The following is an 18,125-nucleotide window of genomic DNA, read 5'->3' on the forward strand; positions in this document are numbered from 1 at the left end:
TCAAAAAGTAGTGTGCTTTTTTGTTTGGACAGAGTGTGCAAGAGTGAATAACTTATTTCATTTTCTAATACGATTAAATAGGAAGTAATCACTTGTTACTACTATGACAGAGAAAGAGGTTGAATACGTGAATTGGTGTATTCGTATCATTTTGATTAGCCTAATGATGGCAGTAATTTGGTTTACGATACAAGAGTTTATGCAAATAACGCTCAATTATCAAATTCATGACTTGTTAATAGGAGCTATTTGTTTTACCATTGTTTATCTATTATATGATAAACTCGGACTAAGGTAAGTTTCAGAAGAAAAATGTAGGTATTTCATTTGAAATGTCGAATAGTACATACGATGTCGTAATAACAAATTTTCTATTGTTTACTGTGAAACAGAAGAAGGAGAGATAGTGGTTATGAAACGAGCTCTTATTAATATTGATTATACATATGATTTTGTAGCGGAAAAGGGTGCTTTAACTTGCGGGAAACCAGGACAGGAAATTGAGAAGGAAATTGTACATATAACGAAGCAATATATTGAAAATGGAGATTACGTTGTCTTTGCTATTGATAAACATGAAGAAAATGATGTATATCATCCAGAATCAAAGTTATTCCCACCTCATAATATAGCTGGTAGAAGTGGAAGAGATTTGTTTGGTGAATTACAAGATGTGTACGAAACATATAAAAATGCAGAGAATGTATATTATATGGACAAAACGCGATACAGTGCGTTTGCTGGAACGGATTTAGAGATGAAGCTAAGAGAAAGAGGAATAGAAGAAGTTCATCTTGTAGGTGTTTGTACTGATATTTGTGTTCTTCATACAGCAGTAGATGCTTATAATAAAGGGTTTAAAATTGTTGTTTATGAAAAGGCGGTTGCATCTTTTAATGCACAAGGGCATGAATATGCACTTGGACATTTTAAGTCATGCTTACATGCAGAAGTGAAGTGAAAAAAGAGGCCTTTAAAAAAGGTCTCTTTTATTTGTCCATGTTCATTGAAAACAGCTACAGCAACTCCTGTTAGATTGAGTGGTCTTGATCCGACAACTTTTCTAATTTCTTCAATATATCCCATTGTATGTAAGCTCTGTAAGAAAAAATAAGAGCAAATAAACTATTCGTTATTATGTAAATATATTCCTCTTTATAAGGGGAGAGATGACATATAACTTATTTGGTAAAATATACATCAAAAAAGGTCAAACAAAAACTTTGACCTTTTTTGACCAAATGTTATAATAAAGGCAGAAAGAGATAATCTTTCATTCATAAATAATAAGGAGGAAAAAATATGCGTAATTTATTTCTAGAGATAACAAAACGTCAAAATGGCATTTTTGATTTTGGGCCTTCTTTATTAGAAGGGATGACAGATGCTTTCTTTAAGCCACTGAACATGGATACTTTTAAAGTAGATGTTCATGAGCAATCTGGTAAATATACTGTGAAAGCAGATTTACCAGGTTTTCAAAAAGAAAACATTCAAGTTGATTTTGAACAAGATATATTAACGATCCAAGCAACGAATCATAATGAAGTAGACGAAAAAAATGAGAATGGCACATATATTCGTAAAGAACGTTCTATAGGTTCTGTAACTCGACGCTTTAATTTTAAACAAGTTGAGGAAGAAAATGTTAAAGCAAATTATAAAGATGGCGTACTGACAATTGAATTGCCAAAATTGAAAGAAGAAAAAAGTAGTAAGACAACAATTAATATTGAATAAAAGAGCTGATAAATTCAGCTCTTTTTTTACGTAGTTAATGAATAAATGAGTTGAAATCGTAATGAGATGAATAAAGTTTTAACGTATAAAAAAATTTCACGATTTGCTCCCCCTTAGGTTATTAAAAAGGGTATATTTAAAGGGAAAGGAAAAAGAACACCTAGACATACTGTTTAAGGTGAATTAGTAATAGAGTCAAAATACATAGTAAGGATAGTGGCATTTTAGATTAGGATAATAGATTTTTCTGGAACAAACTTAGGCGATTATGAATTTTTTAATTAGTAAGGAAGTGGTTAAATGAGCTTATTAACGTATACTGAAGAATTTTTTAATTATGTAAGAGAGTTTTTACTTTTAAGATTTTTACTATTTGCTTTAGTTTTAATCATTATTTCTTTTGTAATAAACCGTATTATTGATTGGTTTTTTAGGAAATCAAGCTTTTTTGATGAAGAGGTAGAGCAGACGATTCAAAGTGTAATTCGATCTATTTTTAGATATATCATTATCATCAGTCTTATCATATATTTAATTAGCCAATTTGTAGATATAAAAAGTATTATTGCAGGTGCAGGGATAGCTGGAGTTGTCATCGGTTTTGCTGCACAACAGATGCTAAAAGATGTTATATTAGGCTTTGCAAGATTAGCGGACAAAGAGTTTCGGGTTGGTGATTTTGTAACTTTTAACGGAACAAATTCAGGAACTATTGAAGAGATTAGTATTCGTTTTATGCAAATTCGTGAATGGTCAGGAAAACTACTTACCATCCCGCACGGAGAGATTAGAACGATACAAAATTTTAATAAAGGATGGATGCGTGTAATTGAACGCATCACGGTAAGTTATCAGGAAGATCCAACAAGAGTGAAGGAATTGTTAGAAGAAGTATGTGTTATATGCAATGAAGAATTGAATCAAACTCTTTATAGAGTAGAGGATGAGGCTGTTGAACCATTTAAATACGTCGGTGTTACAGACTTAAATCCTAACTTGAAATATGTTGGCTATGAATTTTGTATTACAGGTTTAATAAAGCCAGAAGATTATTTTGAAACTTCTAGACAAGTAAGGTTTGAATTAATGTCTATGTTCCATAAGAATCAAGTGCAAATGCCAGCAGCGAATATGGTTGTTACTACTGAAGGTTTACAGCATATCCATGGTGGACAATCTTTATCGGACAGCTAAAGTAGAATCGTTTGTTAACAAAAATTCTGCTTCCAACATTGGATAGAATAACAATAATAAAATGATTGATATAAAGAAAGGGCTGAAGGAATTCGGTTCTTTTTTTATTTATAGAATTTAGAAATTTCTTAATGTTATAATTGTAGTTGGTGATGAGAATGAACTTTGAAGAAAAAGAGATGCATCGTTTAGAAGCATTAAAAGAAATTGCTGAATTATTAAATGAAGCAACAAACTTACAGGATATGTTAGAAAAAGTGTTGCATACATTGTTACAAGTAATGAATTTACAAACAGGGTGGATATTTTTTATTGATGAAAGTGGAAAGCACAGCATGCTTGTAGACGAAAATTTACCAGAGGCTCTTACGTGGCAAAAGAAGAAGCCGATGTGTGAAGGAAACTGTTGGTGTGTAGAACGTTTTGTGAATGGGAGATTGGAAAAAGCGACTAATATTATTGAATGTAAGCGAATAGAAGATGCAATTGAATATAATTGGGGAGAGACAGAAGATGTTACACATCATGCGACAATTCCGCTTAGGTCTGGATCAGAAAAATTTGGTCTACTAAATGTGGCTGCACCTCATAAGACTCATTTTTCTGAGGAAGAGTTAGCGTTATTAGAATCAATTGCATTTCAAATTGGAACGACAATACAACGTATTCAATTAGTTGAGAAAGAACGTAAATATGTAGTGGTAGCGGAAAGAAATCGACTTGCACGTGATTTACATGATTCAGTAAAACAATTGTTATTTTCTATTATGCTAACAGCGAAAGGTACTCTGAATATGACGCAAGATAGAGAATTGCAAGAGATGTTAAGTTATATTGGGGAATTATCACAAGAAGCATTACAAGAGATGACGCTATTAATTTGGCAATTAAGACCTGAAGGATTGGAGAAAGGATTAGCAGAAGCAATTCAAAATTACGGGAAGTTATTAGGAGTTCAAGTGGAAGTTCGAATTGATGGGATGGTTTCAATTGGGGATGAAATAGAAGAAGTTTTATGGCGTATTAGCCAAGAGGCGCTACATAATTGTAAAAAGCATGCTTCGTGTGAAAAGGTACATATTCTTTTGAAAATAGAAAATAACCAGTTACATTTTTATATAGAAGACAATGGAATAGGATTTATACAAGAACAAGTAAGGGAATCAGCACTTGGCCTGAAAAGTATGAAGGAACGTATTCAGTTAATGAAGGGATCGTTTCAAATTATAACAGAGCTGAAAAAGGGTACAAAAATAGAAATTCAATTGCCGATTTGAAGGGGAGAATAAGGTTGAAGATTAAACTGCTACTAGTTGAGGACCATCATATCGTTCGAAGAGGACTTGTATTCTTTTTGAAAACGAGAGAAGAATTTGAAATTATTGGGGAAGCGGAAAATGGCGAAGAGGCATTACATTTCATGCAAAAAGAAAGACCAGATGTCGTAATAATGGATGTATCGATGCCGAAAATGGATGGAATTGAGGCAACAAAACGTCTAAAGCAATATGATGAGACAATAAAGGTACTTATATTAAGTAGTTTTTCAGAGCAAGATTATGTTATACCAGCACTTGAAGCTGGAGCAGATGGTTATCAATTAAAAGAAGTACAACCTGAGCAACTTGTCGCTTCTATTATTGCAGTACATCAAGGAAATGCGAATTTTCACCCGAAAGTAAAACCTGCATTAATGGGGCGTTCTGCAGTAAAGAAGGAAGTAGAAAATCCTTTTTCAATGTTAACGAAAAGAGAGCAAGAGGTACTTCGCGAAATTGCGAAAGGAAGAAGCAACAAGGAGATTGCAGCAGAACTTCATATTACAGAACAAACTGTGAAAACACACGTTTCAAACGTTTTAGCTAAATTGGAAGTGGATGATCGTACGCAAGCCGCATTATACGCAGTGAAACATGGAGAGAATTATTCATAAGCATGAATAATTCTGTTATATCGTATGACAGAATACATAGGAGCAATTAAAATTTATAGTAATCCCTAATATAGGTTTTTCTTCTTTCGATAATTAGGTACAATAAAGTGAAACTCTAATCAGTGGGGGACCATCCCCACTGATGATTAGTTTAACTAATCGGTTTTTACAGGATAAAGCTACGATGGAAGGGGAGGATATGCTATGCCTGGTACAAGAAGTGGGATTGGAAAGATTCAGGCTTCGTTAAATGGTTTATCACCGAAATTGCGAAGTATTGCCGAACATATTTTGAAACATCCACAAGATGTTGTACATAAATCTATTACAGAATTAGCTGAAGTTACGAATAGTTCCGAAGCTACGATATTCCGCTTATGTAAAAACCTTGGTTTGCAAGGTTTTCAAGATTTAAAGATTACATTAGCTCGTGAAATTGTACATACACCGATGCAAAATATTCATGAAGAGGTATCAGCGGAAGATAGTATGGTAACTGTTGCTAAAAAAGTTTTTCATTCGCATATTACAGGACTGCAAGATACTTTACATTTGCTTAATGAAACGGCACTTGAGCAGGCTGTACGAGCCTTACAAGAAGCAAGTCGAATTGAGTTTTATGGAAATGGTGGCTCTGGTATTATTGCGATGGATGCGTATCATAAGTTTATGAGAACGGGTATTTCTTGTATCGCTCATACTGATTCGCATTTTCAAATTATGGGAGCAGGTTTACTCTCAGAAAATTCAGTTGTTATTGGTATTTCTCATTCTGGTAGCAATAAAGGATTACTTGAAGCGTTAGAAGTAGCGAAAGCAAGAGGAGCCAAAATTATTGCGATTACGAGCTATAAGAAATCAGCATTAAGTCAACTTGCTGATATAACGTTATATACATCAACACGTGAGACTGAATTCCGCACAGAAGCAAGTTCATCACGATTAGCACAGTTAAGCTTATTAGATACTTTGTATGTAGGGTTGTCGTTGCAGCGACAAGAGGAAACTCTAAAAAATTTACAAAGTATACGTGAAACGATTTCGATGAAGCGAATATAAAAAAAGCTCTTCAAATGAAGAGCTTTCAGACTGTAGACAAACTATTTTTGGAGAGTTCAAATGCTAAAAATAGTTTGTTTCTTATTTTAGGGATAATTTATCCAATGGAATTTATATGTAGTGCTTTCTATACTATAATTTACTATAAGTGAGGAAGATGTCTTATGAAAATATCTGTTTATGTTGCAAGTGCATTTAGCAAGGAGCATAAAGGCGGAAATAAAGCAGGAGTGGTATTTATTGAGAATACAAATACATTGACCACTACTCAAAAAATGGAAATAGCCAAACAACTGGGTTATGCGGAAACCGCATTTATATCAGAATCTGAAATTGCTGATTATAAATTTGAGTATTTTACTCCAAAAGAAGAAGTTGATTTATGTGGTCATGCCACAATTGGCTCTTTCGCGATACTGATGCATTTAAATAAACTTTTCAGGAATCGCTATACGATTGAAACGAACAGCGGTGTTCTTACTATCACTATAAAAGATGACATCATATTCATGGAACAAAATAAACCGAGATTCTATGATGTTGTATCTCCAAACGAGTTCACCGACTGTTTTGATAGTAAAGATATAGACAATAAATACCCAATTCAAATTGTCTCCACTGGCTTAAAAGATATTTTAATTCCTATAAAAAGCGAAATACAATTACATGCACTGCAACCTAATTTTGAAAAAATTAAAGAAATCAGCAAGTATTATAATGTTGTCGGGATGCATTTATATACTTTTAATGACAATCGAATTATATGCAGAAATTTTGCTCCACTATACGACATTAATGAAGAAGCAGCGACTGGAACTTCAAACGGTGCATTAGCTTGCTATCTTTATGAACAGCACTATTTGCAAAAAGAAGTCTATGTATTTGAACAAGGTTATTCTTTACACTCGCCTTCCGAAATATTAGTTAAATTAGCAACCAATAGCAAGAATAAAATAGAAAAAGTTTATGTTGGTGGCAAAGGCTATTACTGTGAAACTAAGTGTTTAAATATAGAAAATATTGAGTGAAGAGCTTTTTTATCGATGAGAAGTTTGTTACTTTATTTTCTTTTAGAAATGTATGACTTACTTATAGTCAGTGATAAACTCTCATTTTTAAAAATTTAAAATAAAGACCGATTTATGTAATAATTCAAATATTGTTCATAATTTCACAAATTGTTTATGAAGTGTCATGTTATGATGAAGATGTAATGATGATTGAACACTTAAATTTGGTACAATAACTAGCCAAAGTAGTGAAGAAAGTAGTTGTGAGATAAACTCATTAAAATGCTAAAACACTAAAGGGGAGATCACATATGAAAGCAGTAGTGGTTAATAAAAACAGCAAAGCAAACATCGAAGTGATTGAAAAAGAATTACGTCCGTTACACTCAGGTGAAGCGTTAGTAGATGTAGAGTATTGTGGAGTTTGCCACACTGATTTACACGTTGCGAATCATGATTTTGGTAACACTGATGGCCGTATTCTTGGTCATGAGGGTGTAGGTATTGTTACGAAAATAGCTGATGATGTTACTTCACTAAAGATAGGTGACCGTGTAAGTATTGCATGGATGTTCCAATCTTGTGGACGTTGTGAATATTGCGTAACTGGTAGAGAAACATTTTGCCGTGAAGTTAAAAACGCTGGTTATTCAGTGGATGGTGGTATGGCTGAACAATGTATCGTTACAGCTGATTATGCGGTAAAAGTACCAGAAGGATTAGATCCTGCTCAAGCATCATCAATTACTTGTGCTGGTGTAACTACATATAAAGCTATTAAAGTATCAGATATTAAACCTAGTCAACCTATTGTAATCTATGGCTGCGGTGGATTAGGTAACTTAGCTATCCAATATGCTAAAAATGTATTTGGTGCAAAGGTAATCGCAGTAGACATTAATGACGATAAATTAGCCTTAGCGAAAGAAGTTGGTGCTGATATGACTATCAATCCAATTTCTCAAGGTCCTGCTGATAAAATTGTGCAAGAGAAGTTTGGTGGCGCTTATGCTGCGGTAGTAACAGCAGTCTCTAAAGTAGCCTTTAACTCAGCAGTTGATGCAGTACGTGCTTGCGGTAAAGTAGTTGCAGTAGGGCTACCAGTAGAAACAATGGACTTAAACATCCCACGACTTGTACTGGATGGAATTGAAGTAGTTGGTTCTCTAGTTGGTACTCGTAAAGATTTGGAAGAGGCGTTTATGTTTGGGGCAGAAGGAAAAGTAGTGCCGGTTGTTCAAACTTGTTCGCTAGATAAAGTACAAAATGTATTCGAAGAAATGGAACAAGGTAGAATTCAAGGGCGTATGGTAATTGATTTTAAAAAACATAATTGTGATTGCAAATAATTCACTTTAAATATAAAAAACATGAGTCTAGCAAAGGACATGTAAAAAAGTTAGACAGCATAAGAAGATGATCCCTGTATTTAATAGGGATCATCTTCTTTATTTTCTACTAATATCGATGCCAATTAATACTTCATTAATGAGAAATGATTAAAGGTTTACTTTATTTGCAAACGAAAAGGAATCTTTATGTTTAACAAATTTTTTATGATCTGGAACGTTTTGAATTGCTACAATTTGCGAATCTCTTGCTTTCAGTGCATCTTGAATCCCGATGGTCATAAGCTTAATAAATAGAATCGTAATAAAGAATGAAGCGAGAGTATAAAAAATAATCCACCATGAAAGATTCATTTCATTACGATTTAATCCAATAAGACCTGCCCAATCATTAGATAGAGAAACAGGTTTGAGCACTCCGTCATAGAGTTCACGCATTTGTATGCCGCCAATTACAATGTTAAGCAACGCTAAATGGATAACGAGTATGAGTGTTTGGACGATATGTTCCATAAATAATACAAATAAGCGGTCAAGTAATAAGACTCGTAAGTGTTTTTTTATAATATGAAAACGACTAGCCCCCAGTAATTGTGAACTTAAGATGTAATCTTGTTTCATAAATTCATCAACCTCTGAGGATATGTATAAAGAAAGTGTAGGCAGAGCGACGAAAATAAGTACGAGTACTTGATAAAACGTAAATGAAATATTTGGATCTACCCCATCAGCATTTGATGTGATTATAATATTAACGGGCGTGATGAGTATGAATGCGATAAATAGAGTTGGAATGTAATAAAAAACTTCTGAGCATGACTGGAAAAATCTCTTGAGTTTTGGAGCAAATAAACTTAAGAGGATTCCTATACATGTTCCGCATAAAATTCGAAAGAAGCTAATTGCCATGGCTAATAAAATAGTGAATTTTGCTCCTTCTACAATTTGTAAGAAAACAGACTCTCCAAAACGATCAGATCCAAAAGGTGGAATTAACGATGGCGGAAAGGGGGCCTTTCCAAGTAATTCGTTATTGTCATTGTAAAGTAACTGAGGAGGTTTTGGAATGTTATCTTTAAAGAACCAACTATAAATAAAACTAGCTGAAATAAGTATGAATAGATAAGTAAAGCCGATTAAAAAGCGTTTTGATTTCCAAATAGATTTCATAATGATACTCCTTTCAATTGTTTTTTCCATCTATTCATCATGAATGAGACTATTTGGAAAATAGCATAAAATGGTAAAATAATCATAACAAGTATGATAAATGCAGCTGGAGGTGAAACAAACGCCTTATTAAATAAAAATTGAATAATGCCTTCCATATTAAAAACAAATTCTAAAATGAATAAATTAGAAAGTAAGAAAACAAAAATTGTTTTTAAATGGTGGAAGAAGTGGATAGATATATTTTTGAATAAATGAATGCATAGTATATAACTTGATGAAAGGCCTTTTCCATATGCAACCTCTACGTAATGTTTTCCTTGCTCTTCTTTTATGTATAACACCATCATCCGAAACATTTGTAATGTAGGTAAGACAGCTAATGATAAAATAGGGAGTAAATAAGCTCGATTTTCATTAAAGGAAATAATAGTGACAGGAGATTCCCCAAATTTCTGAAGTACCCATATGAAAAAAATTTGCAAACAAATCATCATCATCATATCAGGGACAGCTTCTAATATGAACACAATTCGGTTTATCCATTTTTTTATATAATCTTTTGCTAAAAAATAAAAAAATGCCATGCTAGATGATAAAAAGAGAGCAAGAAAAAAGGCTAAAAATAATATAGTAAATGAATATAGGTAAGGTTCTAAAACAGTTGGAAATAATGGTGTTTTTTTGAAATGGCCAAACTTCGGGTCTGATCCTATAATCACTAATGATTCAGGGGAAAAAACCTGTTTTAACATAGTAACGGTCTGATTAAAAAAATAAATTGGTTGAAAGGTAAATCCTTGTTGAGTGATAAATAAATAAGGTAAATTTAATAATAGTAAGAGTGATAAAAGAATTGATGAAAGCTTAATTGTGAATTGAGATATTTTATTTAACATTAAATCCCTCCGACATCTTTTTACAACATTATACAATAAATTTCGTGTTATTGTTTTTATTTTTCTGAAAAATAAAAATACTTTTCGGTTTTATAGTATGCAAGATATATTTACAAGATAAAAAAGTGATAGTAGGGGGCCACGCTCTATGTTTATCAAGATAAAAGACTAGTGAACCTAAAACAATAAATATGAGTAAAATGCACAGAATTCTCATTCTGCGGTTAGTTACTTTTCTTGGCTTGATGGTGATGTTACGTGACCGCTAAAAATGAATATTGCTTTTCAACTTTTTCTTCAAGCAAATAAGTAGAACGTATGGAGGATTATGTATGTGTTGTTAATGAGAGGAAAGAGTGTATTGCGTAACGAATATAACGTAATTTTACCGCATGGAAAAGCTAAATTTAGTATATAAGTGAAATGGAATGAGGGGATTTATTTTTGGTATGAAAAAAATTTTCTTTTTATAACTTGATAAATGAAAAAATATTTTATATACTAATTCATGTAAACGGTTTACTAAATCGTATTTTGCTAGTAATGAAGGGAAGATTCGCATGGAAACAAGGGGGAGAGTAATCGGGATTGATATCGGTACCACAAGTACAAAAACGGTTGTGTTCACAGAAAAAGGAAAAGTCATTGCATCACATGCAATCGATTACCCAATTATTCAACCGAATGTAGGATGGGCTGAGCAAGATCCTGATGTAATATGTGCCGCTGTATACAAAAGTGTAAGCGTTGCCATTGGAAAAGGTAATGTATTACCAGAAGATATTTCTTCAATCGGTATTAGTACAGCTATGCACGCATTAATTGCAGTAGATGAAAATGGTGCGCCATTAACGCGTTCTATCATTTGGGCAGATAATCGAAGTACGAAGCAATCAGAAAAATTATTACAACAAATGAATGGGCATGAAATTTATAGACGTACAGGTACACCGATTCATCCGATGTCACCACTTTCTAAATTGTTATGGATGAAAGAAGAGGAACCAGAGTTATATACAAGTGCCTATAAATTCATTTCCATTAAAGAGTATGTGATTTACCAATTATTTTCACGCTACGTAGTTGATTATTCGATTGCTTCTGCTACAGGGTTATTTAATTTAGAAACATTAAACTGGGATGAAGATGTTTTAACTATGTTACATATGTCACCAGAACAATTATCAACCCCTGTACCAACTACATATATTTTATCAGGTATGAAGCCAGAGTTAGCACAGAAGATGGGGATAAGTGCAGAAACACCAATTGTCATCGGAGCAAGTGATGGGGTTCTTGCAAATGTAGGAGTTGGTGCGATATCACCGGGTGCGGCTGCAATTACGATTGGAACGAGTGGTGCGGTTCGAACAATCTCATCAAATATAAATACAGATGAGAAAGGGAGAACGTTTTGTTACGCATTAACAGATGAGCACTGGGTAATCGGTGGTCCAACGAATAACGGCGGAATATTACTGAGATGGTTACGTGATGAATTTGGTAGTCCAGAGCAAGAAGTAGCAAGAAAGCTCGGCATTGATCCTTATGATTTATTAATTAAATATGCAGAAAGCGTACCAGCTGGAGCGGATGGGCTATTGTTCTTACCTTTCTTATCTGGAGAACGCGCACCTTACTGGAATGCAAATGCTCGTGGTACATTCTTTGGAATCAATCTTCAACATAAGCGAGAACATTTTATACGTGCAGTGATGGAAGGTGTTTGTATGAGTGTATATTCAGTAGCACTCGCAATCAGGGATTGTACAGGGCCACTTACTGAAATACGAGTTTCAGGAGGGTTTGCAAAATCTGCATTTTGGAGACAAATGTTGTCCGATATGATGGGAAAAGAATTGCTTGTACCTGAAAGTCATGAAGCATCTGCGCTTGGGGCAGCGGCAGTTGCTTTATATGCTGTAGGAAAAATTGATTCTCTTGAAGAGGTAAAGGATTGGATTGATATTGTCCATCACCATGTACCGAATAAAGAAAATACGGCTATATATTTAGAAATGTTTTATATGTATGAACGACTTTACAATCGCTTGAAAGAAGAATTTGATTGTATAGCTGCTTTCCAACGTAAACAATAGGGGGATTGGGAGAAATGGTAGTTGGGATCGTACTAGCGGCAGTTGTCATACTACTTTTACTTATTACGGTAGTAAAATGGCATCCATTTGTCGCATTAATTTTAACAGCAATTGGTGTAGGATTAGCAATGGGAATGCCTTTAATTGGAACTTCACCAAAAGATCCAGGGATTATTGATTCTATTAAACTAGGGCTTGGTAATACATTAGGGTTTTTAGCAATAGTTTTAGCACTAGGAACGATGCTTGGAAAAATGATGGCCGAATCTGGTGGTGCTGAACGTATCGCTAACACATTAATTAATCGTTTTGGGAAGAAACGAGTTCACTGGGCGATGATGTTCGTTGCATTTTTAGTAGGGATTCCGGTATTTTTCCAAGTTGGATTTGTACTATTAATTCCGTTAGTATTTACAATTGCGTTAGAAACTGGGGTATCACTTATTACAATTGGTATTCCGCTAGTAGCAGGACTGTCAGTCGTACACGGACTTGTTCCACCGCATCCAGCGGCAATGGCGGCAGTTGGTATTTTTAAAGCAGATGTAGGGAAGACAATTTTATATGCGTTAATTGTCGGACTTCCAACTGCAATTATTTCAGGTCCACTTTACGGGAAATGGATTGGTGCTCGTATACATAAGAAAGTACCATTAGATATAGCGGAGCAATTTGTTGAAAAAGATAATAAAAAAGAGCTTCCTAGCTTTTGGAATACATTGTTTACAATTTTACTTCCAGTATTTCTTATGCTTGGTGCATCAATAGCAGAAGTTGCATTAAATAAAACGAGTCAACTAGCACAAGTATTACACTTTATTGGAGATCCGATTGTGGCTTTATTAATTGCAACCATTTACTCTTTCTTTAGTCTTGGATATGCAAAAGGTTTCTCAAAAGATAAAGTGTTACAATTTACAAATGATTGCCTTGGACCTATTGCAAACATATTGTTAGTGATTGGTGCAGGCGGCGCATTTAATAAAGTATTATTAGATTCTGGAATTGGAACGACAATTGCAGATATGGCGAAAGAATCACATATTTCACCGATATTATTAGGGTGGGGAATTGCGGCACTAATCCGAATTGCAACTGGATCGGCAACTGTTTCTATGATGACAGCAGCTGGTATTGTTGCGCCGATTGCCGCAAGCACACCAGGTGTAAATGTTGAATTATTAGCACTTGCAACTGGTGCAGGGTCATTAATTTTATCACACGTGAATGATTCAGGATTTTGGATGATTAAAGAGTATTTCGGAATGACTGTGAAAGAAACATTATTAACATGGACTGCAATGGAGACTATATTATCTGTAGTAGCACTTGGGCTAATTTCGATATTAAATATATTTGTATAGAATAGGAGATTGATTAATATGAAACTAGGTTTAATTGGATTAGGAAAAATGGGATTTCCATTAGCTGAACACTTATATGAAGACAAGCATGAAGTAGTTGTATACGATGTAAATAAAGAGCTTGTTGAAAAGGCAGGAAAACTAGGAATTACTGCACGTCATACATTAAAAGAAATGATTGCTGAACTAGAAGCTCCTCGTACAATTTGGGTAATGGTGCCTGCAGGAGAAGTTGTAGAGTCAGTACTAAAAGATGTATATCCATTATTAGATGAAGGTGATATCGTTATTGAAGGCGGAAATTCATTCTATAAAGATACGTTACGCCGTGCTGAAGAAGCAAAAAGCTTCGGATTACATTATGTAGATATCGGTACATCAGGCGGTGTAGAAGGAGCTAGATACGGTGCTTGCTTAATGGTTGGTGGAGAAAAAGAAATTTACGACCAATTAGAACCTTTATTTAAAGATTTAGCAGTAGAAAATGGCTATTCTTATGCTGGCCGTGTTGGTAGTGGTCATTTCTTGAAAATGGTTCATAACGGTATTGAGTACGGCATGATGCAAGCAATCGCTGAAGGATTTGAAGTACTAGATAAGAGTGACTTTGATTTCAATTATGAAGATGTTGCAAAAGTATGGGCTAACGGATCAGTTATCCGTGGTTGGTTAATGGACTTAACTGAAAAAGCATTTGCAGAAGATCCGAAACTAGATGGCATTAAAGGTGTAATGAACTCTTCAGGAGAAGGAAAATGGACTGTTGAAACTGCACTTGAACTTCAAGCTGCAGCACCAGTTATCGCTATGTCATTATTTATGCGCTATCGTTCTCAGGAAGATGATACATTCCATGGAAAAGTAGTTTCAGCATTACGTAATCAGTTCGGTGGACATGAAGTTGTGAAAAAATAAGGATGTTTTTAAAAAGAAACTTGTGTATAAGCGCAAGTTTCTTTTTTATAGTTTAAGAAATTACTAATTTAAAAATACCAATCAATCATCGTTTTTTTGTCACAAATGATAGCTTCAACGTTCATTGAATGAACAATATATTCTATATTTTCTTCTTTAGCTAATAATAAGGTTGTAAAGGAATCGTATATACTCATAAACGCATACTCATTATCTTCGCCAGTAATAATTAACTCATTATTGCTAATGTCCCAAATATCTAATGGAGTAGTATTATTTACCTGTAATAATCCGTTTGTATCAAGAATTGGTTCAGAGAAATATAGATTTTTTGCACCTTTAGAACCGAGGAGTTTAAGTAATTTGTGTAATAAAAATATAGATGTATAATCTTCTGTTGGATAATAAAGATCTTTTTTTAAGTTTGAATGTAGCTTTTTAGCTAAATCCTCTCTTTTATATTCTTCTGAAAGGGCACTAATGGAAGTCAACATGGCCATTGCTAGGTCTGCGTATGAATGTAATCCACTACAAGACATCATTTCCTTCCAAGAAACGGATTTCCCATTATAAATGATTTCTTCAGCGCTAGGATAGATGTGCTCATATGGTCTTTTTCTCACAGACTTTTCCCATCCTAAAGGCATTTGGATAAAAGGATGTAGCAATATAGCTGCAGATTTAAAGTTTCTTGGTAGTTGTTCTAAAATTGGTGATTTGTCATCTAGCCAAATGTAATCCAACAAAATATAACCTCCTCTTAGACTTTGAAATGTACGGATTCCCGTATTATGTTTTTTGTATTGATTGTATCAAATATAAAGCGAAGCATGAAATATGTCCCAACATAAAAGTAAGAATAAATAAAATGAAGTTTTCATAAATAGTAAAAGGGTGCTTATGTCATCAGTATAGCTAAGAAATGTTGTTACATATGAGAAGAGCGTGTTAATAAAATATGAGGTGGTTAAATGGGAAATGAGCAAGTGAAGTCTGTAAAGGAAGAAAAAAAGTTATGTCTTTGTATGATCGTTAAAAATGAGTCTAGAATTATGGAAAGATGTTTAAATGCAACAAAATCAATTGTAGACTTTGTTTCTATTTGTGATACTGGATCGACGGATAATACGCCTGAAATTATTGAAAATTGGTGTAAGGAAAATGAGATACCTGGGACGGTTCATCATGAGCCGTTTAAAAACTTTGGTTATAACAGAAGCTTAGCTGTTTCGTTAGCGCAAAAAACATACCCAGAAGCAGATTATTTATTAATATTAGATGCGGATATGATTTTAGAGGTTGATCCGAATTTCGATAAAACGAGCTTAACGGAAGATCATTATCTTACATTACAATATGATGTTCATATTAAATATTGGCTTACGCGTCTTTTAAAAGCTTCTTTACCATGGAAATCTGTCGGTGTTACTCATGAATATTGGGATATAGATCGTTCAAAAGTTGGAGCGAATTACAATACGAGGGTAGCTCGGTTAGAGACTCTTGTCGTGAATGATCCCGGAGATGGCGGGAGCAAAGCTGATAAATTTGAAAGAGATGAGAGGTTGTTGTTACAGGGAATAAACGACCCAGAAACAACGCCAGATTTGCATATAAGATATTTATTTTATTTAGCTCAGACTTATTTTCATTTAAGTCAATTTGAGAATTCAATTAAATGGTATAAAAAACGAGTGGAAGCAGGAGGATGGGTTGAAGAGGTATTCTATTCGTTATTGCGAATAGGATTTTGTTATGAGCAGTTAGCAAATCGTTCAGCAAATAAACAAAATGAAGTGACAGATGCTGATGAAAAAGAAACTGTTAAAGGGCAAGAAGAGCAATATTTAGCATTAGCTGTTTTTTATTTCCAAAAAGCTTGGGAATATAGACCAACCCGGGCTGAACCATTATACCAACTTGCAAGGTTGTATCGATTACGATCTCAAAACAATATTGCTTTGATGTATGCTCTGCAAGGGAAGGAAATTCCTTTTCCAAAGGATGATCTACTATTTGTAGATTATCATGTGTATGATTACTTATTTGACTATGAAATTTCTATTAGTGCTTTCTATATACCTCATAAAAAACATTTAGGGGCGGTGTCGCAAAAGTATTTGGAATCGATAAAAGAAAAGATTCCATTTCATATAGCAAATATAGTAGAGAATAATGCGAAATTTTATTAAATACATTTTCGATTAAAGGAGTAGTGGAGTAATCATGGAATTAATACGATGGGCGATTGAACTAGGAGAATCGGTGCATGGAAATACGTATGAAGAATTGATGCCACTACTAGACTATTATTATGATCGTGATCATTTAAAAGCGTATTGTATCGCAAATCTTCTTTTAAACATGGATGTATTAGATGAGGACCGGGAAAGAATCGAATTAAGAAGATGCATCGCTGCTTATTATGCTGGATTATATAAAGTAGCAAGAAAACATGCAAATGAGTTGGTACTTAAACATCCGGATGTAGATCTATATAAAAATAATTTAAGATTAATGGAAGTTTATTTGAATAAAGAATATGATTATTGTCTTTTTATATGCCCAAAGACATACGGTAGTTTCATAGATGTTGCGCGAGCTTTAAAGTGGAGGTTGGAGCAGGAGGGAAATACAGTAATTATATCAGAAACAATACTGGAAAATGTAAAGAATACAGTTGTTTTTGGAGCACATACATATGCATATAACCCGAACCTTCTTCCGAAAGATGCAATTGTTTATAATTTAGAACAGCTATACGAAGGAAGTCCATATGCGCACCCCCTTTATTTAATATTATTAAAAGATAGAGTGATTTGGGATTATAGTAAACAAAATATAGAATGGCTTAAACAAAAAGGGGTAGGAAAAGAAATAAAACATGTAGAAATGAACTATGCTCCAACTTTGGAAATAAAAAAAGATGCGTTTGAAGATGAAATTATTGAAGATATTGATATTCTGTTTATAGGTGCTCTTAATCCGAGGCGACAAGCTATTTTTGATCATCTAAAAGCGATTGCCCCGAATTTAAATATAGTTTTTAAAAATAATGCGTGGGGAATTGTTAGAAATGAATTGATTGCTAGAGCTAAAATTATATTAAATATTCATTTTTATTTATCAGGAATTCTTGAAACACCTCGCGTGTCTTATGCAGTCGCAAATAAGAAATTTATTATTTCCGAAAATAGTAATCCAGAAGATGAGGTAGAGTGGCCAGGAATTGTGTTTACTCCGTACGAAAAAATAATTGAAAACGTAATGAAATATATAGAATTACCAGAAGAACGGAAAAGATTAGCGGAAAAAGCATATAATCATTTTGAAGCAAATGAAAGTTTAGGTACATTGAGCATGAGAGATGAAACAAAGTAATTGTACAAAACT

General features: G+C 33.8%; 17 protein-coding genes and 1 pseudogene. 14 read left to right on the forward strand and 4 right to left on the reverse strand.

The window, feature by feature from the left end:
- Positions 1-103 precede the first annotated feature (103 nt).
- Entirely contained in the window at positions 104-298 is a 195-nt protein-coding gene (locus tag V7S45_RS10890; protein WP_025687398.1) for a hypothetical protein, read from the forward strand.
- Between the two features lie 114 nt (positions 299-412).
- Positions 413-961 (forward strand): isochorismatase family cysteine hydrolase, encoded by a 549-nt coding sequence (locus V7S45_RS10895; RefSeq protein ID WP_025687399.1) that lies wholly within the window; start codon positions 413-415, stop codon positions 959-961.
- A 29-nt stretch (positions 962-990) separates the two neighbouring features.
- Here V7S45_RS10895 and V7S45_RS10900 read toward each other — a convergent pair.
- Positions 991-1,086 (reverse strand): annotated as a pseudogene (locus V7S45_RS10900) (DNA mismatch repair protein MutT); the annotation flags it as partial.
- Between the two features lie 216 nt (positions 1,087-1,302).
- Between V7S45_RS10900 and V7S45_RS10905 the strand changes: the two are divergent.
- The 7 genes from V7S45_RS10905 (at position 1,303) to adhP (ending at position 8,285) form a co-directional block, all read left to right on the forward strand.
- Complete coding sequence (locus V7S45_RS10905) at positions 1,303-1,740, forward strand: Hsp20/alpha crystallin family protein (protein ID WP_025687400.1); 438 nt, start codon at positions 1,303-1,305, stop codon at positions 1,738-1,740.
- 300 nt (positions 1,741-2,040) lie between these two features.
- Positions 2,041-2,934: a mechanosensitive ion channel family protein gene (locus V7S45_RS10910; RefSeq protein WP_000055427.1), complete on the forward strand. Its 894-nt coding sequence runs from the start codon at positions 2,041-2,043 to the stop codon at positions 2,932-2,934.
- A gap of 179 nt (positions 2,935-3,113) precedes the next feature.
- A complete protein-coding gene (casK, locus tag V7S45_RS10915) occupies positions 3,114-4,211 on the forward strand; it encodes a two-component system sensor histidine kinase CasK (RefSeq protein ID WP_179206959.1) in 1,098 nt (365 codons plus the stop codon).
- A 14-nt stretch (positions 4,212-4,225) separates the two neighbouring features.
- A complete protein-coding gene (casR, locus tag V7S45_RS10920) occupies positions 4,226-4,867 on the forward strand; it encodes a two-component system response regulator CasR (RefSeq protein WP_342761805.1) in 642 nt (213 codons plus the stop codon).
- 204 nt (positions 4,868-5,071) lie between these two features.
- The gene (locus tag V7S45_RS10925) at positions 5,072-5,926 is read left to right on the forward strand and encodes a MurR/RpiR family transcriptional regulator (protein WP_001119646.1); all 855 of its coding nucleotides are present in this window, start codon (positions 5,072-5,074) and stop codon (positions 5,924-5,926) included.
- Between the two features lie 164 nt (positions 5,927-6,090).
- A complete protein-coding gene (locus V7S45_RS10930; protein ID WP_025687402.1) occupies positions 6,091-6,954 on the forward strand; it encodes a PhzF family phenazine biosynthesis protein in 864 nt (287 codons plus the stop codon).
- 293 nt (positions 6,955-7,247) lie between these two features.
- Entirely contained in the window at positions 7,248-8,285 is a 1,038-nt protein-coding gene (gene adhP, locus V7S45_RS10935; RefSeq protein ID WP_000649120.1) for an alcohol dehydrogenase AdhP, read from the forward strand.
- Positions 8,286-8,435: 150 nt separating this feature from the next.
- On the opposite strand, the gene V7S45_RS10940 is transcribed toward adhP, so the two are convergent.
- Both V7S45_RS10940 and V7S45_RS10945 read right to left on the reverse strand, forming a co-directional pair.
- On the reverse strand, positions 8,436-9,455 hold the full coding sequence (locus V7S45_RS10940; protein ID WP_000836565.1) for an ABC transporter permease subunit: 1,020 nt from the start codon (positions 9,453-9,455) through the stop codon (positions 8,436-8,438).
- The gene (locus V7S45_RS10945) at positions 9,452-10,354 is read right to left on the reverse strand and encodes an ABC transporter permease subunit (RefSeq protein WP_000932683.1); all 903 of its coding nucleotides are present in this window, start codon (positions 10,352-10,354) and stop codon (positions 9,452-9,454) included. The genes V7S45_RS10940 and V7S45_RS10945 overlap by 4 nt, the downstream gene beginning before the upstream one ends.
- A gap of 560 nt (positions 10,355-10,914) precedes the next feature.
- On the opposite strand from V7S45_RS10945, the gene gntK reads away from it, so the two are divergent.
- From gntK to gnd, 3 genes are read left to right on the forward strand one after another with little or no spacing between them, the layout of a single operon-like run.
- Entirely contained in the window at positions 10,915-12,453 is a 1,539-nt protein-coding gene (gene gntK / locus V7S45_RS10950; protein ID WP_016117742.1) for a gluconokinase, read from the forward strand.
- A gap of 14 nt (positions 12,454-12,467) precedes the next feature.
- The gene (locus V7S45_RS10955) at positions 12,468-13,817 is read left to right on the forward strand and encodes a GntP family permease (protein ID WP_157797743.1); all 1,350 of its coding nucleotides are present in this window, start codon (positions 12,468-12,470) and stop codon (positions 13,815-13,817) included.
- Between the two features lie 18 nt (positions 13,818-13,835).
- Positions 13,836-14,732, forward strand: a complete 897-nt coding sequence (gene gnd / locus V7S45_RS10960) for a phosphogluconate dehydrogenase (NAD(+)-dependent, decarboxylating) (RefSeq protein ID WP_000765995.1) — start codon at positions 13,836-13,838, stop codon at positions 14,730-14,732.
- Positions 14,733-14,800: 68 nt separating this feature from the next.
- Here gnd and V7S45_RS10965 read toward each other — a convergent pair whose 3' ends face one another.
- Positions 14,801-15,478 carry a DUF2711 domain-containing protein gene (locus V7S45_RS10965; protein WP_088346064.1) on the reverse strand — a complete coding sequence of 226 codons (678 nt, stop codon included), beginning with the start codon at positions 15,476-15,478 and terminating at the stop codon, positions 14,801-14,803.
- A 225-nt stretch (positions 15,479-15,703) separates the two neighbouring features.
- Between V7S45_RS10965 and V7S45_RS10970 the strand changes: the two genes are divergently transcribed.
- Complete coding sequence (locus V7S45_RS10970; RefSeq protein ID WP_000526219.1) at positions 15,704-16,924, forward strand: glycosyltransferase; 1,221 nt, start codon at positions 15,704-15,706, stop codon at positions 16,922-16,924.
- A 34-nt stretch (positions 16,925-16,958) separates the two neighbouring features.
- Positions 16,959-18,113: a hypothetical protein gene (locus tag V7S45_RS10975; protein WP_000420431.1), complete on the forward strand. Its 1,155-nt coding sequence runs from the start codon at positions 16,959-16,961 to the stop codon at positions 18,111-18,113.
- Positions 18,114-18,125 lie beyond the last annotated feature (12 nt).

The sequence above is a fragment of the Bacillus sp. BR3(2024) genome, assembly GCF_039134555.1.
GTDB classification, from domain to species: domain Bacteria; phylum Bacillota; class Bacilli; order Bacillales; family Bacillaceae_G; genus Bacillus_A; species Bacillus_A cereus.

What these genes read in the sequence shown, in the direction of transcription:
- V7S45_RS10890 (WP_025687398.1), top strand. Translation starts at nt 104, where the DNA reads ATGACAGAGAAAGAGGTTGAATACGTGAATTGGTGTATTCGTATCATT.
- V7S45_RS10895 (WP_025687399.1), top strand. Translation starts at nt 413, where the DNA reads ATGAAACGAGCTCTTATTAATATTGATTATACATATGATTTTGTAGCG.
- V7S45_RS10905 (WP_025687400.1), top strand. Translation starts at nt 1,303, where the DNA reads ATGCGTAATTTATTTCTAGAGATAACAAAACGTCAAAATGGCATTTTT.
- V7S45_RS10910 (WP_000055427.1), top strand. Translation starts at nt 2,041, where the DNA reads ATGAGCTTATTAACGTATACTGAAGAATTTTTTAATTATGTAAGAGAG.
- casK (WP_179206959.1), top strand. Translation starts at nt 3,114, where the DNA reads ATGCATCGTTTAGAAGCATTAAAAGAAATTGCTGAATTATTAAATGAA.
- V7S45_RS10925 (WP_001119646.1), top strand. Translation starts at nt 5,072, where the DNA reads ATGCCTGGTACAAGAAGTGGGATTGGAAAGATTCAGGCTTCGTTAAAT.
- V7S45_RS10930 (WP_025687402.1), top strand. Translation starts at nt 6,091, where the DNA reads ATGAAAATATCTGTTTATGTTGCAAGTGCATTTAGCAAGGAGCATAAA.
- adhP (WP_000649120.1), top strand. Translation starts at nt 7,248, where the DNA reads ATGAAAGCAGTAGTGGTTAATAAAAACAGCAAAGCAAACATCGAAGTG.
- V7S45_RS10940 (WP_000836565.1), bottom strand. Translation starts at nt 9,455, where the DNA reads ATGAAATCTATTTGGAAATCAAAACGCTTTTTAATCGGCTTTACTTAT.
- V7S45_RS10945 (WP_000932683.1), bottom strand. Translation starts at nt 10,354, where the DNA reads ATGTTAAATAAAATATCTCAATTCACAATTAAGCTTTCATCAATTCTT.
- gntK (WP_016117742.1), top strand. Translation starts at nt 10,915, where the DNA reads ATGGAAACAAGGGGGAGAGTAATCGGGATTGATATCGGTACCACAAGT.
- V7S45_RS10955 (WP_157797743.1), top strand. Translation starts at nt 12,468, where the DNA reads ATGGTAGTTGGGATCGTACTAGCGGCAGTTGTCATACTACTTTTACTT.
- gnd (WP_000765995.1), top strand. Translation starts at nt 13,836, where the DNA reads ATGAAACTAGGTTTAATTGGATTAGGAAAAATGGGATTTCCATTAGCT.
- V7S45_RS10970 (WP_000526219.1), top strand. Translation starts at nt 15,704, where the DNA reads ATGGGAAATGAGCAAGTGAAGTCTGTAAAGGAAGAAAAAAAGTTATGT.
- V7S45_RS10975 (WP_000420431.1), top strand. Translation starts at nt 16,959, where the DNA reads ATGGAATTAATACGATGGGCGATTGAACTAGGAGAATCGGTGCATGGA.